This is a genomic window from Kribbella sp. CA-247076 (assembly GCF_050942445.1).
In the GTDB taxonomy this organism is placed as follows: domain Bacteria; phylum Actinomycetota; class Actinomycetes; order Propionibacteriales; family Kribbellaceae; genus Kribbella.
Map to the genome: position 1 here is coordinate 6,979,508 of NZ_CP192051.1, position 22,322 is coordinate 7,001,829.

At 71.0% G+C, this 22,322-nt stretch carries 15 protein-coding genes; 11 read left to right on the forward strand and 4 right to left on the reverse strand.

What is annotated here, in order from left to right:
* Nucleotides 1–25 precede the first annotated feature (25 nt).
* Nucleotides 26–2,116 carry a molybdopterin-dependent oxidoreductase gene (locus ACQPYZ_RS33260; RefSeq protein WP_433163011.1) on the forward strand — a complete coding sequence of 697 codons (2,091 nt, stop codon included), beginning with the start codon at nt 26–28 and terminating at the stop codon, nt 2,114–2,116.
* On the opposite strand, the gene ACQPYZ_RS33265 is transcribed toward ACQPYZ_RS33260, so the two are convergent.
* Nucleotides 2,113–3,126 carry a LacI family DNA-binding transcriptional regulator gene (locus ACQPYZ_RS33265; protein ID WP_433163013.1) on the reverse strand — a complete coding sequence of 338 codons (1,014 nt, stop codon included), beginning with the start codon at nt 3,124–3,126 and terminating at the stop codon, nt 2,113–2,115. The two genes, ACQPYZ_RS33260 and ACQPYZ_RS33265, sit on opposite strands and share 4 nt — an antisense overlap.
* 418 nt (nt 3,127–3,544) lie before the next feature.
* Between ACQPYZ_RS33265 and ACQPYZ_RS33270 the strand changes: the two genes are divergently transcribed.
* The 6 genes from ACQPYZ_RS33270 to ACQPYZ_RS33295 all read left to right on the forward strand — a co-directional run bounded on the left by ACQPYZ_RS33270 (nt 3,545) and on the right by ACQPYZ_RS33295 (nt 10,946).
* A complete protein-coding gene (locus tag ACQPYZ_RS33270) occupies nt 3,545–4,294 on the forward strand; it encodes a sugar phosphate isomerase/epimerase family protein (RefSeq protein ID WP_433163015.1) in 750 nt (249 codons plus the stop codon).
* Entirely contained in the window at nt 4,291–5,388 is a 1,098-nt protein-coding gene (locus ACQPYZ_RS33275; RefSeq protein WP_433163017.1) for a Gfo/Idh/MocA family protein, read from the forward strand. Before ACQPYZ_RS33270 ends, ACQPYZ_RS33275 begins: the two co-directional genes overlap by 4 nt.
* A 132-nt stretch (nt 5,389–5,520) precedes the next feature.
* Nucleotides 5,521–7,947 carry a glycoside hydrolase family 2 protein gene (locus ACQPYZ_RS33280; protein WP_433163019.1) on the forward strand — a complete coding sequence of 809 codons (2,427 nt, stop codon included), beginning with the start codon at nt 5,521–5,523 and terminating at the stop codon, nt 7,945–7,947.
* Nucleotides 7,948–7,969: 22 nt separating this feature from the next.
* Complete coding sequence (locus tag ACQPYZ_RS33285) at nt 7,970–9,322, forward strand: APC family permease (RefSeq protein ID WP_433163021.1); 1,353 nt, start codon at nt 7,970–7,972, stop codon at nt 9,320–9,322.
* Nucleotides 9,319–9,720 (forward strand): hypothetical protein, encoded by a 402-nt coding sequence (locus ACQPYZ_RS33290; protein WP_433163023.1) that lies wholly within the window; start codon nt 9,319–9,321, stop codon nt 9,718–9,720. The genes ACQPYZ_RS33285 and ACQPYZ_RS33290 overlap by 4 nt, the downstream gene beginning before the upstream one ends.
* Nucleotides 9,720–10,946, forward strand: coding sequence for a glutathionylspermidine synthase family protein (locus tag ACQPYZ_RS33295; protein ID WP_433163024.1), 1,227 nt, complete (start codon nt 9,720–9,722; stop codon nt 10,944–10,946). Before ACQPYZ_RS33290 ends, ACQPYZ_RS33295 begins: the two co-directional genes overlap by 1 nt.
* Here the strand turns inward: ACQPYZ_RS33295 and ACQPYZ_RS33300 are convergent, their stop codons facing one another.
* Both ACQPYZ_RS33300 and ACQPYZ_RS33305 read right to left on the reverse strand, forming a co-directional pair.
* On the reverse strand, nt 10,947–12,404 hold the full coding sequence (locus ACQPYZ_RS33300) for an NAD-dependent succinate-semialdehyde dehydrogenase (RefSeq protein WP_433163025.1): 1,458 nt from the start codon (nt 12,402–12,404) through the stop codon (nt 10,947–10,949). It lies immediately after the preceding gene.
* Nucleotides 12,405–12,440: 36 nt separating this feature from the next.
* Nucleotides 12,441–13,514, reverse strand: coding sequence for an MsnO8 family LLM class oxidoreductase (locus tag ACQPYZ_RS33305; protein ID WP_433163027.1), 1,074 nt, complete (start codon nt 13,512–13,514; stop codon nt 12,441–12,443).
* A 411-nt stretch (nt 13,515–13,925) separates the two neighbouring features.
* Here ACQPYZ_RS33305 and ACQPYZ_RS33310 point away from each other — a divergent pair, with 411 nt between their 5' ends.
* The 4 genes from ACQPYZ_RS33310 to ACQPYZ_RS33325 all read left to right on the forward strand — a co-directional run bounded on the left by ACQPYZ_RS33310 (nt 13,926) and on the right by ACQPYZ_RS33325 (nt 21,548).
* Complete coding sequence (locus ACQPYZ_RS33310) at nt 13,926–16,901, forward strand: type 2 lanthipeptide synthetase LanM family protein (protein WP_433163028.1); 2,976 nt, start codon at nt 13,926–13,928, stop codon at nt 16,899–16,901.
* A complete protein-coding gene (locus ACQPYZ_RS33315; RefSeq protein WP_433163030.1) occupies nt 16,898–17,101 on the forward strand; it encodes a hypothetical protein in 204 nt (67 codons plus the stop codon). The genes ACQPYZ_RS33310 and ACQPYZ_RS33315 overlap by 4 nt, the downstream gene beginning before the upstream one ends.
* Before the next feature lie 103 nt (nt 17,102–17,204).
* Nucleotides 17,205–20,129, forward strand: coding sequence for an ATP-binding protein (locus ACQPYZ_RS33320; RefSeq protein WP_433163031.1), 2,925 nt, complete (start codon nt 17,205–17,207; stop codon nt 20,127–20,129).
* Between the two features lie 189 nt (nt 20,130–20,318).
* Nucleotides 20,319–21,548, forward strand: coding sequence for an ROK family transcriptional regulator (locus ACQPYZ_RS33325; RefSeq protein ID WP_433163033.1), 1,230 nt, complete (start codon nt 20,319–20,321; stop codon nt 21,546–21,548).
* On the opposite strand, the gene ACQPYZ_RS33330 is transcribed toward ACQPYZ_RS33325, so the two are convergent.
* A complete protein-coding gene (locus tag ACQPYZ_RS33330; protein ID WP_433163034.1) occupies nt 21,545–22,285 on the reverse strand; it encodes an alpha/beta fold hydrolase in 741 nt (246 codons plus the stop codon). The genes ACQPYZ_RS33325 and ACQPYZ_RS33330 overlap by 4 nt on opposite strands.
* Between the last annotated feature and the right edge of the window lie 37 nt (nt 22,286–22,322).

Below are 22,322 nucleotides of genomic sequence, written 5' to 3' on the forward strand. Positions count from 1 at the left end.
GGCTACCCAGGGGTAGTTTGAGTGGATGGCGACCACACGGCGGACCTCCTGCAACCTGTGTGAAGCGATCTGCGGTGTGCTCGTGACCGTCGCGGACGGCCGGGTGACCGACATCCGCGGCGACGAGTCGGACCCGCTCTCCCGCGGTCACATCTGCCCGAAGGCGGTCGCGCTGCGCGATCTCCAGGACGACCCCGACCGGCTGACCACGCCGGTCCGGCGGACCCCGGACGGATGGCAGGAGCTCGGCTGGGAGGCGGCGTACGAACTGGTCGTCGAGAGGCTGACCGGGATCCAGCGCGAGCACGGGCGGAACTCGGTCGGTGTCTATCTCGGCAACCCGAACGTGCACAGCCTGGGTGCGCTGACCCACATGCCGACGATGGTCCGGCAGCTGCGGACCAGGAACCGGTTCAGCGCGACCTCGATCGACCAGTTGCCGCACATGCTCGCGTCATACCTGCTGTACGGGCATCAGTTGATGATCGCGGTCCCGGACATCGACCGGACGTCGTACCTGCTGATGCTCGGCGCCAACCCGCTCGCGTCGAACGGCAGCATGATGACCGCGCCCGGGTTCGGCCGGCGGCTCAAGGACCTGCAGAAGCGCGGCGGCCGGGTCGTCGTCATCGACCCCCGGCGGACCGAGACCGCCGCGGTCGCCGACGAGCACCACTTCGTCCGGCCCGGGACCGACGCGGCGTTCCTGCTCGCGCTGATCCATGAGGTGATCGCGGGCGGGCACGCGCGGCCGGCGCCGTACGTCGACGGCCTGGACGCGGTCGAGCAGGCGGTGGAGCCGTGGACGCCGGAGCGCGCGGCCGGGATCACCGGGATCCCCGCCGAGGTGATCCGGCGGATCGCGGCCGAGTTCGCCACCGCCGAGCGGGCCGCCTGTTACGGCCGCGTCGGGGTGTCGACGCAGCAGTTCGGCGCGGTCTGCCAGTGGGCGATCCAGGTGCTCAACATCATCACCGGCAACCTCGACCGGCCCGGCGGGACGATGTTCCCGCGGCCGGCGGTGAACGCGCTGCTCGGGCTCGGCCGCGGGCACCTCGGGGTGTGGACGAGCCGAGTCCGTGGGCTACCCGAGTTCGGCGGTGAGCTGCCGGTGTCGACGATGGCCGAGGAGATCCTGACTCCCGGCGACGGCCGGATCCGGGCGATGGTGACGATCGCCGGCAACCCGGTGCTGTCCACGCCGAACGGCCGCCGGCTCGACGAGGCGCTGGAGACGCTCGACTTCATGGTCGCCGTCGACCCGTACATCAACGAGACCACCCGGCACGCGGACGTGATCCTGCCGCCCGCGCCGCCGCTCGAGCGCGACCACTACGACGTGATCTTCCACCAGCTCGCCGTCCGGAACACCGCCCGCTGGAACGACGCCGTCCTGCCGAAACCGCCCGAGGCACGCCACGACTGGGAGATCTTCCGCGACCTCGCGCTCGGCCTGCTCCGCCGTACGCCGATGAGCCGGCGGAAGGTGATGACGTCGGCCCGGCTGCGGTTGTCGCCGCGGCGGATCGTCGACCTCGGCCTGCGGATCGGGCCGTACCGGTTGTCGCTGCGGAAGCTGCGCAGGACGCCGGGCGGGATCGACCTCGGGCCGCTCCAGCCCGCACTGCCGGGAGCGCTGCACCACAAGACCAAGCGGATCGACCTCGCCCAGCGGATGATCCTGGACGACCTGCCGCGGCTGGACGCACTGGCCACCGGGAACGACGGTGAGCTGCTGCTGATCGGCCGCCGGCACCTGCGGAACAACAACTCCTGGATGCACAACTCGGCCCGGCTGGTGAAGGGCAAGCCCCGGCACCAGCTGCTGATGAACCCCGACGACCTGGCGAAGCGCGACCTCGCCGACGGTCAGCTGGTCAACGTCAGCTCGGCGGCCGGCACGGTCGCGGTAGAGGTTGCCGCAAGCAACGACATGATGCCCGGCGTGGTCAGCCTCCCGCACGGCTTCGGCCACGGCCGCCCCGGCGCCCGCCTGTCGATCGCCAACCAGGTCCCCGGCCCCAGCGCCAACGACATCACCGACCCCGCCCTCACCGACCCCGTAGCCGGCACCTCCGCAGTCAACGGCGTCCCGGTCACGGTGACTGCCCGTTAACCCGGTGGAGGGCCGGAGCTGTCTCGGATGATGAGGAGGGGGGTGGAGTAGAGGTGGGATTCGGGGCGGGCTCCTTCGAGTAGGTCGAGGAGGCGGCAGGTGACCTCGGCGCCGTACGCGACGATGTTGTGGCTCATCGCGGTCAGGGTCGGGTGCGTGTGCCGGCACAGCGTCGAGTCGTCCCAGGCGACCAGGGTGACGTCGTCCGGCGACCTCAGCCCCAGCTCCTGGACGACCGCCAGCCCGGCGACCGCCATCAAGTCGTTGTCGTAGATGATCGCGGTCGGCCGGGGATCCGAGGTCATCAGCGCCCGCGTCGCCGTGGCACCGTCCTCGGCGGAGAAGTCGGTGTGCACCACCTGCGCGTCCAGGCCGAGGCGCAGGCTCGCGGCCGCGAAGGCCTTATCGCGGATCCAGACGTGGCCGTGTTCCGGCGTACCGGCGACCCGGGCGACCGCGCGGTGGCCGAGGGACGCGACGTGTTCGACCGCGGCGTTCATCGCGGACGTCCCGTCGGTCCAGACGCACGCCATGCCGTCGGCGAGCGACGGATCGCCGACGAGAACAGCCGGCAGGCCGAGCTTGCGCAGCAACGGGATCCGCGGATCGTCGACCCGCAGGTCCACCACGATCACCCCGTCGACGCGGCGCTCCGCGGCCCACTTCCGGTACGTCGCCAACTCCGCGGGCAGATCCGCCACGACCTGGAGGGCGAGCGCGTACGACTTGCGGGCCAGGACGGACTCGACCCCGCCGACGAAGCCCATGTAGAACGGTTCCTCGCTCAACGTCTGCGCGGTCCGGGCGAGCACGAGCCCGAACGTCTCGCTGCGGGCCGCGGACAGCTGGCGGGCGGCCCGGTTCGGCACCCACTCCAGTTCCTCGGCGACCTTCAGGACCCGCGCGCGGGTGGCCTCGGAGACCCCCGGCTGGTTGTTCAGCGCGTACGACACCGCGCCTTTGGAGACTCCTGCTCGACGGGCGATCTCCTTGATGGTGACTCGGGGCACAACGGCCTCCTCCTAGGGCGGCCGGACCGCTGACGGTCGGTCCGGAATCCTCCAGTGTGCGCCGCTTCCTACCGCCTGTCACCATTCAAAAGCAGAGCGTAACCATTTGATCAAATCCATCGGCGCCGGGCCGGGGGGCTTGGTCACCAACTCGGGGCGTTGCACACGAAATACCTTGTGCTCCCCCACCACTTCCTGTTCAAGCCCACGACGGGCGCCCGGGCTGGGGTGAGGCGCGGGGCCGGGTGCGGGTTGGGGCGGGTGGGCGGTGGGGTAGGTGACCGACCAGTGGTTGGGCCGAGGGTGGTGGGATGGGGGGCGGGTGGGATACGGTTTGCGTCGTTACTTAACCGGTTCGGCAATCAGACCGGCGCGGAGCCCAGGGCAGCGGGTGAGGTGCCGGCGACGAGGAGAAACCATGGTCGCAGTGGACAACCTGTCCCTCCAGTTGTACACGGTCCGGGGCAAGCTCGAGGAGGACTTCGACGCCACCCTGGCCCGGATCGCGGAGATCGGCTACACCAAGGTCGAGCCCTTCGGTGTGACCGCGTTCGCGGACCGCCTGGCCGAGTCGCTGCCCAAGCACGGCCTGTCGGCGCCCACCACGCACGCCGGCCTGCTGCGCGAGGACAGCGGACCGATCTACGCCGCCGCGAAGCGGCTGGGCATCACCACCGTCATCGACCCGCACACCGACCCGGCGCGCTGGCAGTCGGCCGACGAGATCAAGGTCATCGCCGACGGGCTGAACAAGGCCGCGATCGAGGCCGCCGACCACGGCATCACGGTCGGGTACCACAACCACCACTTCGAGCTGGAGTCGACGGTGGACGGCGTGCACGCGCTCGAGATCCTGGTCGACAACCTGTCCGACGACGTGATCCTCGAGGTGGACACGTACTGGGCGGCCGTCGGCGGGGCCGACGTACCGGCGCTGCTGAGGAAGTTCGGCGACCGGGTGACGGCGATCCACGTCAAGGACGGCGACGGGACGCTGGACAACAAGGCGCAGGTGGCGGTCGGCGACGGGACGATCGCGGTCGCGGACATCCTGGCCGCGGTGCCGAACGCGCTCCGCGTGGTCGAGCTGGACGACTTCAGCGGCGAGATCTTCGACGCGGTCGAGGGCAGCTACACCTACCTGACCGGGGAGGGCGCACCGGCATGACGTCTGTTGGAGTGGGTGTGATCGGCGCGGGGACCATCTCCGACGCCTACATCAAGAGCATGCAGAGCTTCCCGGACCTGACGGTGCACGCCATCGGCGACCTGCGGCCGGAGGCGGCGAAGGAGAAGGCGGACACGTACGGCATCGAGACCCACGGCGGTCCGGACGCGGTGCTGAACCACCCGGACGTCGAGATCGTGGTCAACCTGACCATCCCGATCGCGCACGTCGAGGTCGCCCTCGCGGCGGTTGCCGCCGGCAAGCACGTCTGGAGCGAGAAGCCGTTTTCGCTCGACCAGGAGAGCGGCCGGAAGCTCCTGTCCGCCGCGCAGGACGCGGGTCTGCGGCTCGGCTGTGCGCCGGACACGATCCTGGGTCCGGGTCTGCAGGAGTCCCGCCGGATCATCGAGCGCGGTGAGATCGGTACGCCGCTGACGGCGCTCACGCTGATGCAGTCCCCCGGCCCGGAGTCCTGGCACCCGAACCCGGCGTTCCTGTTCCAGGAGGGCGCGGGCCCGCTGTGGGACATCGGCCCGTACTACCTGACCACGCTGGTCCAGCTGTTCGGGCCGGTCGCGGCGGTGGCCGGCCTCGGGTCGAAGTCGCGGGACAAGCGCACGATCGGCTCGGGTCCGCTCGCGGGCACCGACTTCGACGTGACCGTGCCGACGCACGTGAGCGCGATCGCGCGGTTCGAGTCGGGGCAGTCGGCGCAGAGCATCTTCAGCTTCGACTCGCCGCTGTCGCGGGCCGGGTTCGTCGAGATCACCGGGTCCGAGGCGACCCTCGCCGTACCGGACCCGAACCGGTTCGACGGCGAGATCAAGCTCCGCCGGCGGGACGCCGACGACTGGGAGACGGTCGCGACCACGGAGGCGACGGCCGAGCGCGGTACGGGCGTCCTGGACATGGCGCGCGCGATCCGGGAGAACCGGCCGCACCGGGCCACCGGCGCGCTGGCGTTCCACATCGTCGACGTGATGGCCTCGATCACCGAGTCGATCGACACCGGTGCGTTCGTGGACGTCGACAGCACGGTCGAGGTCGCGGCGATCCTGCCGGACGGCTGGGACGTGAACGCGTCGACCCTGTGACCTCGAGATTGCCGGATCCCCGGCGAACCGTCGTGTTCGCCGGGGATTCCCGTCACCGACCGCGGTGACAGCACCCCCTAGCTCGATCAGCAGGCGTGTGCGAACTAAACCGGTTCACTTTGGAGAGCTCCTGTGTCATCCGTGAAGGTAGTCCCGCTGACCACCGATGGTGGCGTCGCCTGGACCGTGCGTGCGCTCGACGGCGACTTCGGTACGACGGTCGCCGCCACGGTCCCCGGCGAGGTCCACACCGACCTGCTCGCGGCGGGTGAGATCCCGGATCCCTTCGACGGCGACAACGAGTCCGCGCTGGCCTGGATCGGGCGGACCCGGTGGAGCTACCGGACCACGTTCACCTGGAGCGAGGACGGCAACGACCGCCAGGAGCTGGTGGCCGAGGGCCTCGACACCGTGGCGACGGTCACGCTGAACGGCCGGGAGCTCGGCCGGACCGCGAACCAGCACCGCTCGTACCGGTTCGACGTCACCGACGTCCTGATTGCCGGTGACAACGAGTTGATGATCGACTTCGAGGGTCCGGTGACCGCGGCCGAGGAGGTGCAGGCCGGGTACGGGACCTGGCCGCACACGAACCTGCACCCGTACAACGCGCTGCGCAAGATGGCCAGCAACTTCGGCTGGGACTGGGGGCCGGACGTGGCGACCGTCGGCATCTGGCGGCCGATCCGGATCGAGTCCTGGTCGGGTGTCCGGATCGACTCGGTGCGCCCGCTGGCCGCGGTCGAGGGCGACCGGGGTGTGCTGACCACCCACGTGGCTCTGGCGTGGACCGACGGAGCCGAGGGCGACGTCACGGTCAGCGTCGAGATCGACGGCACCACGACCGAGCAGACTGTCCCCGCCGGCACCAAGACGGTCTCGATCACGTCGACGGTCGACGCCGTGGACCTGTGGTGGCCGCGCGGCCACGGCGAGCAGCCGTTGTACGACGTCACGGTCACAGTGCACGAGGACCGCTGGCACGGCCGGGTCGGCTTCCGGAACGTCTCCCTGAACGTCGATCCGGACGACCACGGCACGCAATTCGTGCTGTCGGTGAACGACAAGCCGATCTACATCCGCGGTGCGAACTGGATCCCCGACGACGCGCTCGTGACCCGGCTCGACCGGACGACGTACGCGGCCGGCATCCAGGACGCGGTCGACGCGGGCATGAACCTGTTGCGCGTCTGGGGCGGCGGGATCTACGAGAGCGAGGACTTCTACGACCTCTGCGACGAGCACGGGATCCTGGTGTGGCAGGACTTCCTGTTCGCCTGCGCGGCGTACTCCGAGGACGACAACCTCAGCACCGAGGTGGAGGCGGAGGCGCGCGAGGCCGTCACCCGGCTGAGCCGGCACGCGAGCCTGGCGGTCTGGAACGGGAACAACGAGAACCTCTGGGGGTACGTCGAGTGGGGCTGGCGGGTCCCGCTCGGCGGCCGGCCGTGGGGTGCCGGGTACTACTTCGACCTGCTCCCCCGGATCGTCGCCGAGCTCGACCCGCGGACGCCGTACTCGCACGGCAGCCCGTACTCGTTCGACCAGTTCATCCACCCGAACGACGAGCGCCACGGCACCATGCACATCTGGGACGTGTGGAACCAGGTCGACTACACGACCTACCGCAAGTACAAGCCGCGGTTCGTGTCGGAGTTCGGGTTCCAGGGTCCGCCGGCCTGGTCGACGCTGACCTCGGTGGTGCACGACGAGCCGCTGGATCCGTACGGCCCGCAGATGCTCGTGCACCAGAAGGCGTTCGAGGGCAACCTCAAGCTGGAGCGCGGGCTCGGCAACCACCTGCCGAAGTGGAAGGACATCGACGACTGGCACTGGACGACGCAGCTGAATCAGGCGCGGGCGATCACCTTCGGCATCGAGCACTTTCGCAGCCTGTACCCGCTGAACACCGGATCGGTCGTCTGGCAGCTGAACGACAACTGGCCGGTCGTCTCCTGGGCCGCCGTCGACGGCCACGGCATCCGCAAGCCGCTATGGCACGTCCTCAAGCGCGTGTACGCCGACCGCCTGCTGACCGTCCAGCCGCGGGCCAACGAACTGGTCGTTGCCGCACACAACGACACCGACGAAACCTGGTCCACCGAGATCACCGTCACCCGGCGGTCCACCGGCAACGAGACATTCGCCCGCGAGACCTTCGTGCTCGAGGTCGAGCCGCGGTCGGCGACACTCAGCTCGCTGCCCGAGTCGATCACGAAGCCGTCCGACCCGACCCGCGAGTACGTCGAGGTCCGCGGCGCCGACGGCTCGACGGCGTACTGGTACTTCGTCGAGGACACCGCGCTGCGGCTGCAGGGCGACGCGTACGCGGCGTCGGTGATCGCAACGGAGACCGGGTACGACGTGACCGTCACGGCGACCGCGCTCGCCAAGGACCTGGCGCTCTTCCCCGACCGGCTGGACCCGGCCGCGCGCGTGGACTCGGGTCTGGTCACCCTGTCGGCCGGTGAGTCGCACATCTTCCACGTCACCGCGACCGACGTCCCCAGCAGCGTCGGTGTGCCCGTGCTCCGGTCGGCGAACGACCTGGTGAGCTGAAAGGCGGGCATACTGACCGACCATGGCCCTTCAGAGCGGGTCGCGGGGGCGGAGTCTGCGGCGCGATGCGCTGGGCCTGGGCTCGTCGACCGCGATCGGGATTGCTTCGACGGCACCGGCGTACTCACTGGCCGTGTCGGTGGGACTGCTCGCCGGGTACGTCGGCGCCGCGGCTCCGCTAATTCTGGCGGTGAGTGCGGTCCCGGTGATCCTGGTCGCGCTGTGCTTCCGTGAGCTGAACCGGACCGAGCCGGACTGCGGGACCACGTTCCCGTGGACCGAGAAGGCGTTCGGGCTGGGCACGGGCCGGATGGTCGGCTGGACGACAGTGATGGCGTGCGTCCTGGTGATGAGCAACCTCGCCCAGGTCGCCGCGGTCTACACCTACCTCCTGCTCGGGCTCGACGGCGCCGCCGACTCCCGGCTCGCCCAGGCCGGACTGGGGACGGCGTTCATCCTGGTGATGGCCTTGCTCGCCTACCGCGGGATCCGGGTCGCGGCGACCACGCAGTTCGTGCTGCTGACGATCGAGGTGGTCGCGCTGCTGTGGTTCGCGGTCAACGCGTTCCGCGAGGCCGGATCGGTCGACGTCCTGGGCGGGGCCACCGGTGACGGCGCCTGGGCGGCCGGAGTCCTGGTCGCGGTGTTCCTCTACTGGGGCTGGGACTCGTCGTTCAGCGTCAACGAGGAGTCCCGCGACCCGCGCCGTACGCCGGGGATCGCCGCCCTGATCGCGAACGGCTTCCTGGTCCTGCTGTACGTCGTGGTCGCCTGGGCCGCGGTGGCGTACGCCGGCGTGGACCCGCTGGCCGAGATCGCCGACGACGACTTCTTCGCGGTCCTGTCGAACGACCTGCTCGGCACGGCCGGCGGGAAACTCCTGGTCGGCGCGGTCCTGGTGTCGGCGCTGGCGTCGACGCAGACCACGATCCTGCCGACGGCCCGGACGATGCTGTCGATGGCCCGGCGGGACGCGTTCCCCGGCCAGTTCGCCCGGATCTCGGCCCGCTACCAGACGCCGACCGTGGCGACCTGGGTGTTCGCCGGAACCAGCGTGGTCGTCTACGCGTCCCTGGTGCTGACGTCGGACGCCGTACTGGCCGACTCGGTCGCCGCGGTCTCACTGCTGGTGTCGCTGTACTACGTGGCCACCGCGGCGGCCGTGCCGGTGTACTTCAAGGGCGAGTTGCGGGAGCGGCTCGTGCAGCGGGTGGTCGTGCCGGTGCTGGCGACGGTGTCGTTCGCAGTGGTGCTGGTGCTGGCCGTCGCCGACGTCGGCACTGGGCCCCTGGTTGTGGTGGGTGTAACCATGGTGGTCGGAGCGGCGATCATGTTCTCGATGAAGCCCCCAGCGGAGGGCGAGGGTAGGCGATGAAGCGTAGGCGGATGCGCAGCGGGGCGGTGACGCTCGGGCTGACCGCGCTCGTGGCCGCTTCGCTGACCGGATGCTCGAACGACGAGGAGCAGCCGGACTACGCCGCGATCTGCGTCGACCCGCAGACGCAGACCCGGACGGACGACGACGACTGCCAGGACGAGCGGGAGTACCACGGCTCCGGTGCCGGGTTCTTCTGGTTCTACATGGCCACCCGCGGCGGCGCGTTCGTGCCGCCGATCGGCGGGCGGTACAACGCCGCCAACGGCACCTACACGGTCCCGCGGACGGGGTCGCCCACGATCCGGCGGGGTGGTCTGGACCGCGGTGGCGGCGACATCGGCACGATCACCCGAGGCGGCTTCGGGAAGTCCGGCCACGGGAGCTCTGGCGGCTGATGTGGCGGCACTCGACCAAGCCGCGGGAGCGGTGGAAGGACACCGTGATCGAGCAGGGTCTGGTGTTCCCGATGACCGACCACCCGGACGGCTCCGAGACGCCGTACTGGAACGAGAGCGCGTGGTACGAGGTGACCATGGACGAGGTGCTGCACCTCGAGCGGGTCACCGAGGAGCTGTACGAGATGTGCCGGCACGCGGCCTCGGTGATGGCGTCGGGTGACCGGTTCTCCGACACCCAGCTCGGGCTCGCTCCGGGCACGCTGCCGCTGGTGCGGGAGTCGCTGAAGCGCGACGACCTGTCGGTGTACGCCCGCTTCGACCTGGCCTGGTCCGGGCCGGAGCCGAAGATGCTGGAGATCAACGGTGACACCCCGACCGGCCTGGTCGAGTCCGCGGTGATCCAGTGGAACTGGCTGGAGGACGTGTTCCCGGACGCCGACCAGTGGAACTCGGTGCACGACCGGCTGGTCAAGTGGTGGGCGGAGCATCTCGCGGCCGGCGACTTCCCCGGCAACGAGGCGCACTTCTTCAACTCCGGCGCCGAGACCTCCGGCGAGGAGGCGATGACGGTCGCGTACCTGCGCGACACCGCGGCGATGGCCGGGCTGGCGACGTACGGGCACGAGATCGAGGACCTCGGCTGGGACTCGGCGCGGCGGGCGTTCGTGGACTGGGGCGGGCGGCAGGTCCGGACCGCGTTCAAGCTGTACCCGTGGGAGGACATGCTCGACGACGAGTTCGGCCGGTTCGTGCTGGCCGGGCTGGAGCCCGAACCGGTGCAGTGGATCGAGCCGATCTGGAAGACGATGCTGTCCACCAAGGCGATCCTGCCGGTGCTGTGGGAGCTCTACCCAGACCACCCGAACCTGTTGCCGGCGTACTTCGACGACCCCGGTGACCTGCTCGAGTGGGTGGCCAAACCGCTGCACGGCCGGGAGGGCGGCAACATCCGGATCCACACCGTGGGCGGCGCCGACGACCACGTCCACGACGGTCCGTACGACACCTCGACCATGGTCTACCAGGAGTGGCACCCGCTGCCGTCGTACGAAGGGAACCGGGCCGTCATCGGCAGCTGGATCGTCGACGGGGTCGCGGCCGGGATGATGGTCCGCGAGTCCGACGGCCCGATCACCGACTACTACGCCCGCTTCGTCCCGCACGCGATCGGGACCAGCCCGCGGCCGGACCAGGAGACCGTCCAGCGGTGGCTGGCGGAGTGATCAGACGTTGATCGCGACGTACTTGATCTCCAGGTACTCGTCGATGCCGGTGCTGCCGCCCTCGCGGCCGAGGCCGGACTGCTTGACACCGCCGAACGGCGCGGCCGGGTTGGACACGATGCCCTGGTTGAGCCCGATCATGCCGGTCTCCAGCTGCTCGGAGACGCGGAGCGCGCGGCTCAGGTCGCTGGTGAACAGGTACGAGACCAGCCCGTACTCGGTGTCGTTGGCCATCGCGACCGCCTCCTCCTCGGTCTCGAAGGCGGTCAGCGGCGCGACCGGGCCGAAGATCTCCTCCTTCTGCAGCCGAGCGGCCTTCGGTACGTCGGCCAGCACGGTCGGCGCGTAGAAATAGCCGTTGCCCGCGGCAACCGATGCCCCGGTGAGCACCCGGGCGCCCTGCCCGACGGCGTCGTCGACCAGGTCCTTCACCTTGTCCCGCTGCTTGGCGTCGATCAGCGGGCCGACGTCGATCCCGTCCTCGGTACCGCGGCCGACCTTGAGCGCACCCATCCGCTCGGACAGCCGGGCGGCGAACTCGTCCATCACCGGCGCCTGCACGTAGATCCGGTTGGCCGCCGTACAGGCCTCGCCGCCGTTGCGCATCTTGGCCAGCATCGCGCCGTCGACCGCCTGGTCCAGGTCGGCGTCGGCGAACACCAGCAGCGGCGCGTTCCCGCCGAGCTCCATGCTGGTCCGCAGCACCTGGCCGGCCGCCTGTTCGAGCAGCTTCCGGCCGACCTGGGTGGAGCCGGTGAAGGACAGCTTGCGGGCGCGGCCGTCGCGGATCAGCGGCTCCATCACGCCGCCGGACTCGCTGGTGGTGACCACGTTCAGCACGCCGGCGGGCAGGCCGGCCTCGGTCATCAGCTCGGCCAGCTTGAGCATCGACAGCGGTGTCTGGGAGGCGGGCTTCATCACCATCGTGCAGCCGGCGGCGACCGCCGGGCCGATCTTGCGGGCGCCCATCGCGGCCGGGAAGTTCCACGGCGTGATCAGCAGGCACGGCCCGACCGGCTGGCGCATCACCAGGAACCGGCCCTTGCCGTTCGGCGCGACCTGGTAGCCGCCGTCGATCCGGACCGCCTCCTCGGCGAACCAGCGGAAGAACTCGCCCGCGTAGGCGATCTCCGCCTTCGACTCGGCCACCGGCTTGCCCATCTCGAGCGTCATCAGCAGGGCGAGGTCGTCGGCCTGCTCGGTCATCAGCTCGTACGTCCGGCGGAGGATTTCGCCGCGGTCCCGGGGTGGCGTCGCGGCCCACTCGGCCTGCGCGGCGACGGCCGCGTCCAGCGCGGCCACACCGTCGGCCGGGCTCGCATCGGCCACGTCGCACAGTGTGGTACCGGTGGCCGGGTCCTCGACGGCCAGGGTCCTGCCGCCCTCGGCCGGCTGCCACTTGCCGCCGATGAACAGCTCGGTGGGACACGCCTCCACGACTTCCCGCTCGCTCGCCATCGGGTCCGCCTTTCTCTCAGTTCGGCAGTACCCACATTAGGCAGTGGCGATCAGCGGAGGTGCGTGCCGGGGGACGGTGCGGACCATGCGGGTGAGGCCGCCGGCGATCGTGCGGAGGATGGCCGACCGGACGAGTCCGTCGAAGGCGAGCGGGACCAGCATGACCTCGTCGGCGCCGGTGGCCGCGACCAACGTGCCCAGCTCGGACACCACCGAGGCCCGGGAGCCGACGATGTGGCCCGGATCGTCCAGCAGGCGGTCGGCCTTGCCGCGCTCGCGCCCGGTCAGTGGCGGCTCCAGCAACTCCATCAGCTCGGCCGGGGTCGCGCGCGGCGACGCCGAGGCGAGCCTCGTCTTCACCCGGACGTACTCCGCGAACCGGATGATCGCCTCCTCGTCGGAGTCCGCGGCGACCACACCGACCGTCACCGCGAGGTACGGCTTGACCGTCGGCCCACTCGCCTCGAAGTGGTCCTGGTACGCCGCCACCGCCGCGGCCGTGGTTGCCGGAGCACAGTGGTGCGCGAGAAACGCCGGCAGTCCCCGTACGGCGGCCATCACCGCGGCAGCCGGGTGATCGGCCAGTACGAAGACAGGTGGTGGCAGCCCGGCCAACGACAGCCGTACGTCGCCCACGGGCGCACGACCGGGCAGACCGTCGCGCAGGAACCCGCACAACTCGTCGAGCCGCTGCGGGAACGTGTCACGGGCGGCCCCTCCGAGCGCGGCCGCCGTACTGGCCGCCACACCGTTGTGCTGACCGACACCGAGGTCGATCCGGCTCGGGTACGCCGCTGCCAGCGCGGCGAACTGCTCCGCGACCACGAGCGGCTGGTGCGTGGTCAGTTGTACGCCGCCGGCGCCCAGGCGGATGCGGTCGGTCCGTGCGGCCAGGACGGCCGCGAGTACGGCCGGTGTCGCGCTGCCGACGCCCCGGACGCCGTGCTGCTCCCCCAACCAGAACCGGCGGTATCCGAGGTCGTCGGCAGCCTGTGCCACCTCCGCGGTCTCCCGGAGCGCGGCCGCAGCCGACTGACCGGGCAGCTGCGGTACAACGTCGAGCACCGAGTGCGCTGAGACGGGCAGTCCGGGAGTGACGGGGGATAGCACCTGCTCACCGTGGCAGGGTCCGTCCGCTTCCCGCATGGGTGTTCGGCACCCAAGTTCAGACCGGCGAGCACCCACCTCGCGGCCGGCCCGCCGGGTCCCGAAATTGGGGGTCCGGAGGCCTTGCCGGAGCGTCGGCGGTGGGGCATCGTTCCCGGCGTTCCTTCCAGATTTCGCGGACAGAGGAGGCCGAAGACGAGTGCAGACACCGAGCTGGGAGCCGTAGCGCTCCCGACCTGAGCCGGGCCGGCCTTCCACCAGAGGCCGTCCCGGCCGGGCGCTGCTGCCGCGGGGTGGTCAACCCCCAGTCGTCACCCCGCGGCAGGTGTCGCCTGCCCGTTCCAGGGCGCTTCCGCGAAATATGGGGGCTCCATACCCATGTCTGGGGGACAGTGCCGATGGCAGCCTGTCCGCGTGCTCAACTCAGCGACCGCCGGGCCGGCCCGGACCGACCAGCGCAATGCCTGGTGGTCCGCCGGGATGCGCCCGCACGAGCTGACCACCTCGGCACCCGCCTGGGCGGAGTACGTCGAGCGCAGCACCACCCAGACCGCGCCTGCCGCCGGTCGCAGCCCCGCAGGGACCGATGCCGCCGGCGGCCACACATCAGGTGGGGCTGACGGAGCGTCGGGTGGGCACAGCGACTGGCGGCAGGCGCTTGTCCGGTGCCTCGAACCGCTGCTGTCGTCGGCCCGCCGCGACCTGGCCGCGGCCGGGCACACCGGCGTCCTGGCGGAGCAGTTCCTGCAGCGGCTCGGGCTGCGGCTGGTGAAGCTGGCGTCGCGCACGCTGGTGCTGGAGCTCGCCCGGGCCCGTGACCGGGGAGAGCTGGCCGGGGACACCCCGGCCGAACGTTTTCTGGACTTCACCCACCGGCTCGTGGGAGGGAGCGAGCTGGCGGAGTTCCTGGCCGCGTACCCGGTGCTGGCCCGGGTCCTGGGCGAGTCGTGCCGGCAGGGCGTCGAGGGTCACCTCGAGCTGCTGGCACGACTCGCCGAGGACCGTGAGTCGCTCGTCACCGGGTTGCTCGACGGCCGTGATCCCGGCGCGCTGACCGCGATCGACCCCGCGGGCGACCCGCACCGGGGCGGACGGTCCACGGCGACCCTCACGTTCGCGGACGGACGGCGACTGGTCTACAAGCCGCGGCCGCTCGACCTGCACGGCCACTTCAACGACCTGGTCGGCTGGCTGAACGGCAAGACTTGCCTGGACATCCGCACCGTCGCCCTGCTCCCCCGCACCGGGTACGGCTGGTCGGAGTACGTCGTCCACCAGCCGTGTCACGACCTGGCCGAGGTACGCCGCTTCTACCACCGCCAGGGCGCGTTGCTGGCGCTGCTGTACGTGCTGGACGGCACGGACATGCACTACGAGAACCTGATCGCCGTCGGCGAGCAGCCGGTGCTCGTGGACGTCGAGACGCTGTTCCACCCGAGTCACACGCCGGCGGGGGCGCTCAGCCACGACCCGGCGTACCGCGAGCTGCTGAGCTCGGTCTACCGCACCGCCCTGCTGCCGCTGCTCGTGAGCGGTGAGCACGGGGTCGCGGACATGTCCGGCCTCGGTGGCGACGCCGACGCGATGGCGCCGACGAGTGTCGTGGACTGGGCCGACGCCGGCCTGGACTCCATGCACCTCGTACGGCGTCCCGGAAAGACACCCGGTGCCAAGAACCGCCCACGGCTCGACGGTGCCGACATCGAGCCGCGGGACCACGAGATCGCTTTGCTCACAGGGTTCCGGGCCGCGTATGAGGCGATTGCCTGGCACCGTGACGAGCTGATCGGCCCGCAAGGCATGCTGGCCCGGTGCGCGACGGACCAGATCCGCTTCGTCCCGCGCGGCACCAGCCTCTACACCGGTCTGCTGGACGAGGCGACCCACCCGGACGCACTGCGGAACGCGGCCGGCCGCAGCCAACTGCTCGACCTGCTGTGGGACGCCGACGAGGCCCTGCACGTGGTCGTGCCGTACGAGTTGGCGGACCTGTGGGCGGGCGACGTACCGCTGTTCACGGCTCGCCCGGACTGCCGGGACGTGTGGGCGTCCGACGGCACCCGCATCCGCGACGTACTCGCGACCGAAGGCCTCGCCGCGGTGGAGGCGAAGATCGCCGGCCTCAGCGACATCGACGAGCACCGGCAGAAGTGGCTGATCTCCGCGACGCTCGCCACCCGTCCGGAGCCGATCGTGCACACCGGCACCTCCGGACGGCCCGGCCTGGGCGCCACCGAGGCGGATCCGGACCACCTGCTCGCCGCCGCCACGGACATCGCTGACGAGATCATGGCGCAGGTCCACAGCGACCCCGGCGGCGCCGCGAACTGGCTGGGTCTCGAACTGATCGACGACCACCACTGGGCCGTCCGCCCGATGGGCGCCGGACTGACCAACGGCTACACCGGTACGGCGCTCTTCCTCGCTCAGGTCGGCGTGCTGACCGGAGCCGGCAAGTACTGCGAACTCGCGCGCGACGCGATCCGCCCGCTCCCCGCCCTGCTGGAGAGCCTGGCCGCGGACCCCGAGTCGGCACAGCTCGTCGGACCCGGCCTGCACGGGCTCGGTGGGATCAGTTACGGCCTGGACCGTTTGCGCACCCTGCTCGACGACTCCGAGCTGACCGGCTGGCTGTCCGCCTCGCTGGAGCTCGCCGAGCGGCTCCGGCCCGACGAGGTGTGCACGTACGCCGAAGGTGCGGCCGGCGGACTCGCCGCCGTACAGGCGATCGAAGGACTCCCGGCGGGCACGCGCCTGGCCCGCCGGTACGCCGACGAACTCGTCGGCGCAGTGGAGCTCGGGCTCCGTGGCCGAGTAGCAGCGGACCACGGCTTCGCCCGGGGCTACCAGGGAATCGCATGGGCTCTCGGCCGGTACGGCGTACCTGGCGACAGGTACACGGACGCCGCGCGTGCGGCGGCCGATCTGGACCGGCGGGAGCGCCCTGGTGGCCATGGATGGTGCTCAGGTGACGCGGGAACCGCGCTGGCCCGGCTGAGTGCCGGCGTACCGGCGGACCTCGACGCCTACCTGGGGACCGCCGCGGAAAGGCCGGTGCTCGCCGACCTGAGTCTGTGTCACGGCGAGCTCGGTGCGGTGGAGCCACTGGTGTGGCTCGCCGAACGTGGGCACACAGCTGTCGAGGTGGTCCGGCGGCGCCGGGCCGGGCTGGTGCTCGCGGCAGTACAGCAGTACGGACCACAGTGCGGGACACCGCGAGCCGTTCCGTCTCCAGGCCTGCTGACCGGTCTGGCGGGAATCGGCTACGGCCTGCTCCGGCTGGCGTTCGCCGAACGCGTTCCGTCTGTCCTGCTGCTCGAACCAACCGCCGGGTCGAGGCGCCCACCTGTAGCGCCGACACCCATTCTTTCGACAGGGGAGACACCATGACCGCCCAGCACCACACCGAAGAGCCGGACGTCCAGCCGACGACGGACGGCACCGACCCGCTCGGTCCGATCACCTTGCCGACGCGTTCCAGGATCGGCGCCCGGGCCATGGCCCTGGTCGGCACGGTCGGCCTGAGCGCGTTCGCGGCCGCGGTCGCGGCGAGCGACCTCGGCAGCACGTGGCCGACGATCGAGAGCTGAGCAAGCGCTTGAATCGCACCGGCCGACCGGTCCGCTCCAGGGCGGCCGGTCGGCCGGTGCGATTCGCTGCGGTGGCAGCGATACGTCGTTAGAGTTGGCAAGCATGCAGACCCGAGCGCCCAGAGTGGTCGGCAGAGACCGGGAGATCGATCAGCTCCACCACCTGCTGGCCGCGGCCCGAGGTGGTCGCGGGGGCGCGGTCTTCCTCGTCGGCGAGCCCGGGATCGGCAAGAGCCGGCTGGCCGGGGTCGGCACCACGCGGGCGCTCGACGACGGGATGGCGACGCTGCGCGGCCGGGTCGGTGCCATCGGCACCATGGTCGCGTTCCGCCCGTTCACCGAGGCGCTGCTGTCGCTCATCCGCCGTGGCGAGATGCCGGCGGCCGACGGTCTCGGCCCCTACCGCCAGGTGCTCGGCCGCCTGGTCCCCGAGTGGGACGACGGTACGGCGCACGACACGGCCACGTCGGCCGTCGTCCTCGGTGAAGCCGTCCTGCGGTTGCTGGCGCTCGTCGGCAAGGACCGTGGTTGCCTGCTGGTGCTGGAGGATCTGCACGGCTCGGACCCCGAGACGCTGGCCGTGATCGAGTACCTGCTCGACAACCTGGAGGACCAGCCGATCGCACTGGTCGCGACACTGCGGTCGGAGACGTGCGCGGCCTTCGAGCTCGCCCAGTTGTCCGCACAGCGCGGCTCGGCCGGTCTGGTCGAGTTGCAGCCGCTGGACCGGGCTGAGGTCGGTGAGCTGGCATCCAGTTGCCTGGAGGTGCCACCGGACGGAGTGCCCGACGCGCTGGTCGATCGACTGTGGCGGGACAGCGCCGGAATCCCCTTCATCGTCGAGGAACTGCTGCAGGAGGCGAGCAGGTCCGGACAGCTGCTGTCCAAGGCCGACGGCAGCGTGCAGGTGGTCGACGGCCTGCAGACGAACGTCCCGGCCGCCGTGGTCCGGAGCATCAGCAGCCGGACCGACCAGCTGGGTCCGCAGTCGCGGGACCTGCTGGTGCTGGCGGCGGTGATCGGCCACCGGTTTCCGCTGAGCGTCGTACGCAAGGCGACCGGTACGGACGAGCGGTTGCTGCTGGCCACCTTGCGCGCCGGGCTGGCCGCGCAGCTGGTCGGCCCGGACGAGCCCGTACCGGACTGGTACGCGTTCCGGCATCCACTGACGGCTGATGCCCTGCTGGCTGGGCTGACGCCGACCGAGCGGTCCACGCTCGCCCGGCGGTGCGCGGACGCGATCGAGGAGCTGCATCCGGGTCTTCCCGGCGAGTGGTGCCAGATGGTGGCGGAGCTGGCGGAGACCGGCGGCGACCTGGCCCGGGCCGGCCGGCTGTTCGCGACCGCCGGACGCCGGTCCTTCGACGAGGGCTCGATGGCGTCGGCGGTGAAGTTGCTGGAGCGCGCGACCGCCTTGCTGGCCGGCGATCCCGACACCAGCTACCGGGCCGAGGTGCTCGGCTCGTTGCTGATCGCCCTGAGTGAGACCGGCCAGTTCGAGAACAGTACGGCGCACGCGGCGACCATCGAGGAGATGGCCGACCGCAACCTCGACAGCCGCAAGGTCGCCGCCCTGCACGTCCAGCTCGCGAACCTGGAGCACATGGCCGGCCGCTGGTCGGCCGCGCTGACCCAGGTCGCGACCGCCCGCTCGCTGCTCGGGATCGACGCCGGCGACGCGGACCTCGCGCCGGTCGACGCAATCGCCGCCCACCTCGAGCTCGCCCGGCCGAGTCCCGGCCGGCTCAAGGCGGCGACCGAGCTGGCGACCCGCGCAGCCGGCGCAGCCGAACGCGCCAAGCTGCCCGCGGTCGCGTGCGACGCGCTGCAACTGCTCGGCATCCTGTCCCGCGAGCACGACCTGGACCGGTCGATCGACTACTTCCACCGCGCCCGGCTGGTGGCCGAAGAGCACAACATGACGTTCCAGCGCGTCTGCTCGCACATCTTCCAGGCCGGCACGATCTGCCTGGCCAACGGCTCCATCGCCGAGCTGGAGAAGGCCCGGCAGCAGGCGCTGCGGATCGGCGCCATCCCCCTGGCCTACGAGGTCGACGGGATCCTCGGTCAGCAGGCGATCCTGCGGTCCGAGTACGACAAGGCCGCGGTCATCATCGACGAGTGCCTGGAGGTCACCCGTCGACTCCGGCTCGGCCGCTCGGCGACGTACTTCCTGTCCACCAAGGCGATCCTCGAGGCGCACCGCGGACGCCGGACGGCGATGGAGGCGACGCTGGCCGAGGCCGCGAACTGGGGTGGCGAGCGGGCGTCGTACGAGCTGCCGTACTCCTACGGGCTCGCGCGGACGTTCTGCGCGCTGCTGGAGGAGAACCGCGAGCTCGCCGACTCGGAGATGGCCCAGGCGCTCGCGTACGACGCGCAGAACCCGACCACCCTGCACACTTCGGGGAAGTACGGTCTGGGGCTGCTGCTCGGCGTACTGTCCGGGCGCAACAGCTGGGCGCACTTCGAGGCGATCACCGCGGCCGCGGCCAGTGGGATGCGGTGGAACAAGCAGTTCGTTCAGTTGGCGCACGCCGTACTGATCGGACGGAGCGGTCAGGTCGACGCGGCCAACGCCAAGGTGGCCGAAGCCTTGGAGACCGCGTCGCTCTACCCAATGGCCCGTTACCTGGGTCTGCGGCTGATCGCGGAGCCGGCGCACGCCGACGGCTGGGGCGAGCCGGTGACGTGGCTGCGGCAGGCCGAGGACTACTTCCACAACGCGGAGATCCCGGCGGTGGCGAGCTCGTGCCGCAGTCTGCTGCGGCAGCTCGGGGCGACCGTGTCCCAGCGCCGGAGCGGGATCGAGCAGGTGCCCGCGCACCTGCGCCAGCTCGGGATCACCAGCCGCGAGTACGAGGTCTGCCGGCTGCTCGTGGACCGGATCGGGAACAAGTCGATCGCGTCCCGGCTGCACATTTCGCCACGGACCGTGGAGAAGCATGTGGCCAGCTTGATGACCAAGACACAACAACCGGACCGGGAGGCACTGAGCAGTTTCGCCCGGACCGTTCTGCAGGACTGAGGGTGCTGTCCGGAACCAAATAGGCGGCCCGATTCCGGCACTGATGCGTGTGCTGGACCGCAGGACGGCCGGAGGGTGGTAGTTGTCGACTCACGCAGTCGGCGACCGCCCGTGGACGCGTCACGAAACGGTAATTTATGAACACTCGCTTTCTATTAGGATGGGCGAGTGGCAGGCAAGGGGTCGGACATGAGCAAGGGAACGGTCGGCGGCGGCGGTACGACGATGCTGCGGCGGATCAACGTGGCCTCGGTCCTGGACGCGGTCCGGCGGTCCGCGCCCGCGCCGCTGCGGGTCGCCGAGCTGGTCGAGCGCACCGGTCTGGCCAGACCGACCGTCGCCCAGGCCGTCGACGAGTTGCTCGACGCCGGCTGGCTGCAGCAGCACGGCCCCGATTCCGCGGACCGATCGCTCGGCCGCCCGGCCATCCGCGTCTCGTTGCGCGGCCGCGCGGCGCCGGTGCTCGGCCTGGACGTCGGCCCGCACCGGGTGACCGTGGGCGTCTCCGACCTGGCCGGCCGCAAGCTCGCGCTGGTCCGGCGCTCCGGCCCCGGCTGGACGGCCCAGGAGCTGCTCGGGGTCATCAGCGAGGTGATCACCGAGGCGCTGGCCGAGGCCGAGGTGCCGGCCGACGACATCGCGGCCGCGGTCGCCGCGAGCCCCGGCATCGTGGACGAGCACACCGGCCGCGTCCAGCTGGTCCCGAGTGTGCCGGGCTGGTCCGCGGTCGACCTGATCAAGCACGTCCGCGGCCTGCTCGACTGTCCGGTCATGCTCGACAACGACGCCAACCTGGCTGCCCTGGCCATCGCGGCCGCACGCGGCGGCACCGGCACGCTGCTCGCCGTGCAGTGGGGTGAGCGGCTCGGTGCGGGGATCGTGATCGACGGCCGCCTCCACCGGGGCACGGGCGCCGCCGGTGAGATCGGCTTCATCGCGACCGCGCCGGACGACGTGATCAACCCCGAGGACAGCCGCGGCCCACTGGAGCGTGCGGTCGGCTCGGAGGCGATCGCCGCCCTCGGCCGTCAGGCCGCCATCGACAACCCCAAGTCCCGGCTGGCCGAGCTCGGTGGAGACCAGCTGGACACGGCCGACGTGTTCGCCGCCGCGGCCGAGCGTGACCCGGTTGCGCAGGCCGTCGTCCAGCAGGTCGCCCGCGACTTCGCCCGGGCGCTCGCCCCCGCCGTCCTCGTGCTGGACCCCACCGCTGTCGTCATCGGTGGCGGTGTGGCTCGCGCAGGCGCCGTACTGCTCGACGCCATCTCGGACCAGCTGCGACTGCTCACGCTGAACCACCCGAAGCTGGAGCTCTCCGCCCTCGCCGAGGACGCGGTCGTGACCGGCGCCATGCGGATGGCCCTCGACGAGGTTTGGCAGCGCAAGCTGCCCACGCCGGCGCTCACCAGCACGGCCTAGTTCTTTGCGGCCGCAGCGATCGCGTCGGGGCGATCGAGGTGGACAAGGTGGGCGGAGTCAGCCAGCACCTCGATCTTTCCGTCGAGTACGTCGGCCAGCCGGCGCTGACCGGCCAGCCAGCGGTCCGCGGTGAACCGGGAGCTTCCGCCGATTGCCACCAGCACGGTGGTCGGCGGGACCTGATCCGACACCAGCCTGCCGACCTCGCTCGCGAGCTCCCAACTACTCGCGAGCTCGTCCCAGAACAACAGCCAGGACCGCGCGTCGCCGTACCGCTGCCGTGCGGTTGCCTTGGACAACAGATCGCGGTTCGTGGTGCTGCCGATCCTCACGATCAGCCGCCGGACCGCGGGCCCGAGCAGCTGCGGTACGCCGATCCGCCCGAGCGACCGCAGGAACGCCCGGATCACGCGATTGCCGGGCGTCCCAGGGTAGAGCCGTCGCCAGCCCGTCTCGGACGTGAGGCTGGTGTCGACGAGCACTACCCGGCTGACCTCGGACGGCCGGGTCAACGCCCAACGCAGGACGGCGAGACCGCCGATCGAGTGCCCGATCAACCCGACCTCCGCATCCGCCGGCACGCCGGCCGCGCGACGCAACGCGTCGACGTCCGACGTGACCGGCGTACACCACGGATCGACCACCCGGACGTCCAGCCCCGGCAACAGCTCGGCCACCCGGCCGAACTCCTCCGGAGTCTCGGCCAGCCCAGGCAGCACCACCCAGATCGTTGTCATCGCAACAAAGCTTGCCTCAGGCCTGGTAACCGGGTCG

What these genes read in the sequence shown, in the direction of transcription:
- ACQPYZ_RS33260 (WP_433163011.1), top strand. Translation starts at nt 26, where the DNA reads ATGGCGACCACACGGCGGACCTCCTGCAACCTGTGTGAAGCGATCTGC.
- ACQPYZ_RS33270 (WP_433163015.1), top strand. Translation starts at nt 3,545, where the DNA reads ATGGTCGCAGTGGACAACCTGTCCCTCCAGTTGTACACGGTCCGGGGC.
- ACQPYZ_RS33275 (WP_433163017.1), top strand. Translation starts at nt 4,291, where the DNA reads ATGACGTCTGTTGGAGTGGGTGTGATCGGCGCGGGGACCATCTCCGAC.
- ACQPYZ_RS33285 (WP_433163021.1), top strand. Translation starts at nt 7,970, where the DNA reads ATGGCCCTTCAGAGCGGGTCGCGGGGGCGGAGTCTGCGGCGCGATGCG.
- ACQPYZ_RS33290 (WP_433163023.1), top strand. Translation starts at nt 9,319, where the DNA reads ATGAAGCGTAGGCGGATGCGCAGCGGGGCGGTGACGCTCGGGCTGACC.
- ACQPYZ_RS33295 (WP_433163024.1), top strand. Translation starts at nt 9,720, where the DNA reads ATGTGGCGGCACTCGACCAAGCCGCGGGAGCGGTGGAAGGACACCGTG.
- ACQPYZ_RS33300 (WP_433163025.1), bottom strand. Translation starts at nt 12,404, where the DNA reads ATGGCGAGCGAGCGGGAAGTCGTGGAGGCGTGTCCCACCGAGCTGTTC.
- ACQPYZ_RS33315 (WP_433163030.1), top strand. Translation starts at nt 16,898, where the DNA reads ATGACCGCCCAGCACCACACCGAAGAGCCGGACGTCCAGCCGACGACG.
- ACQPYZ_RS33320 (WP_433163031.1), top strand. Translation starts at nt 17,205, where the DNA reads ATGCAGACCCGAGCGCCCAGAGTGGTCGGCAGAGACCGGGAGATCGAT.
- ACQPYZ_RS33325 (WP_433163033.1), top strand. Translation starts at nt 20,319, where the DNA reads ATGAGCAAGGGAACGGTCGGCGGCGGCGGTACGACGATGCTGCGGCGG.
- ACQPYZ_RS33330 (WP_433163034.1), bottom strand. Translation starts at nt 22,285, where the DNA reads ATGACAACGATCTGGGTGGTGCTGCCTGGGCTGGCCGAGACTCCGGAG.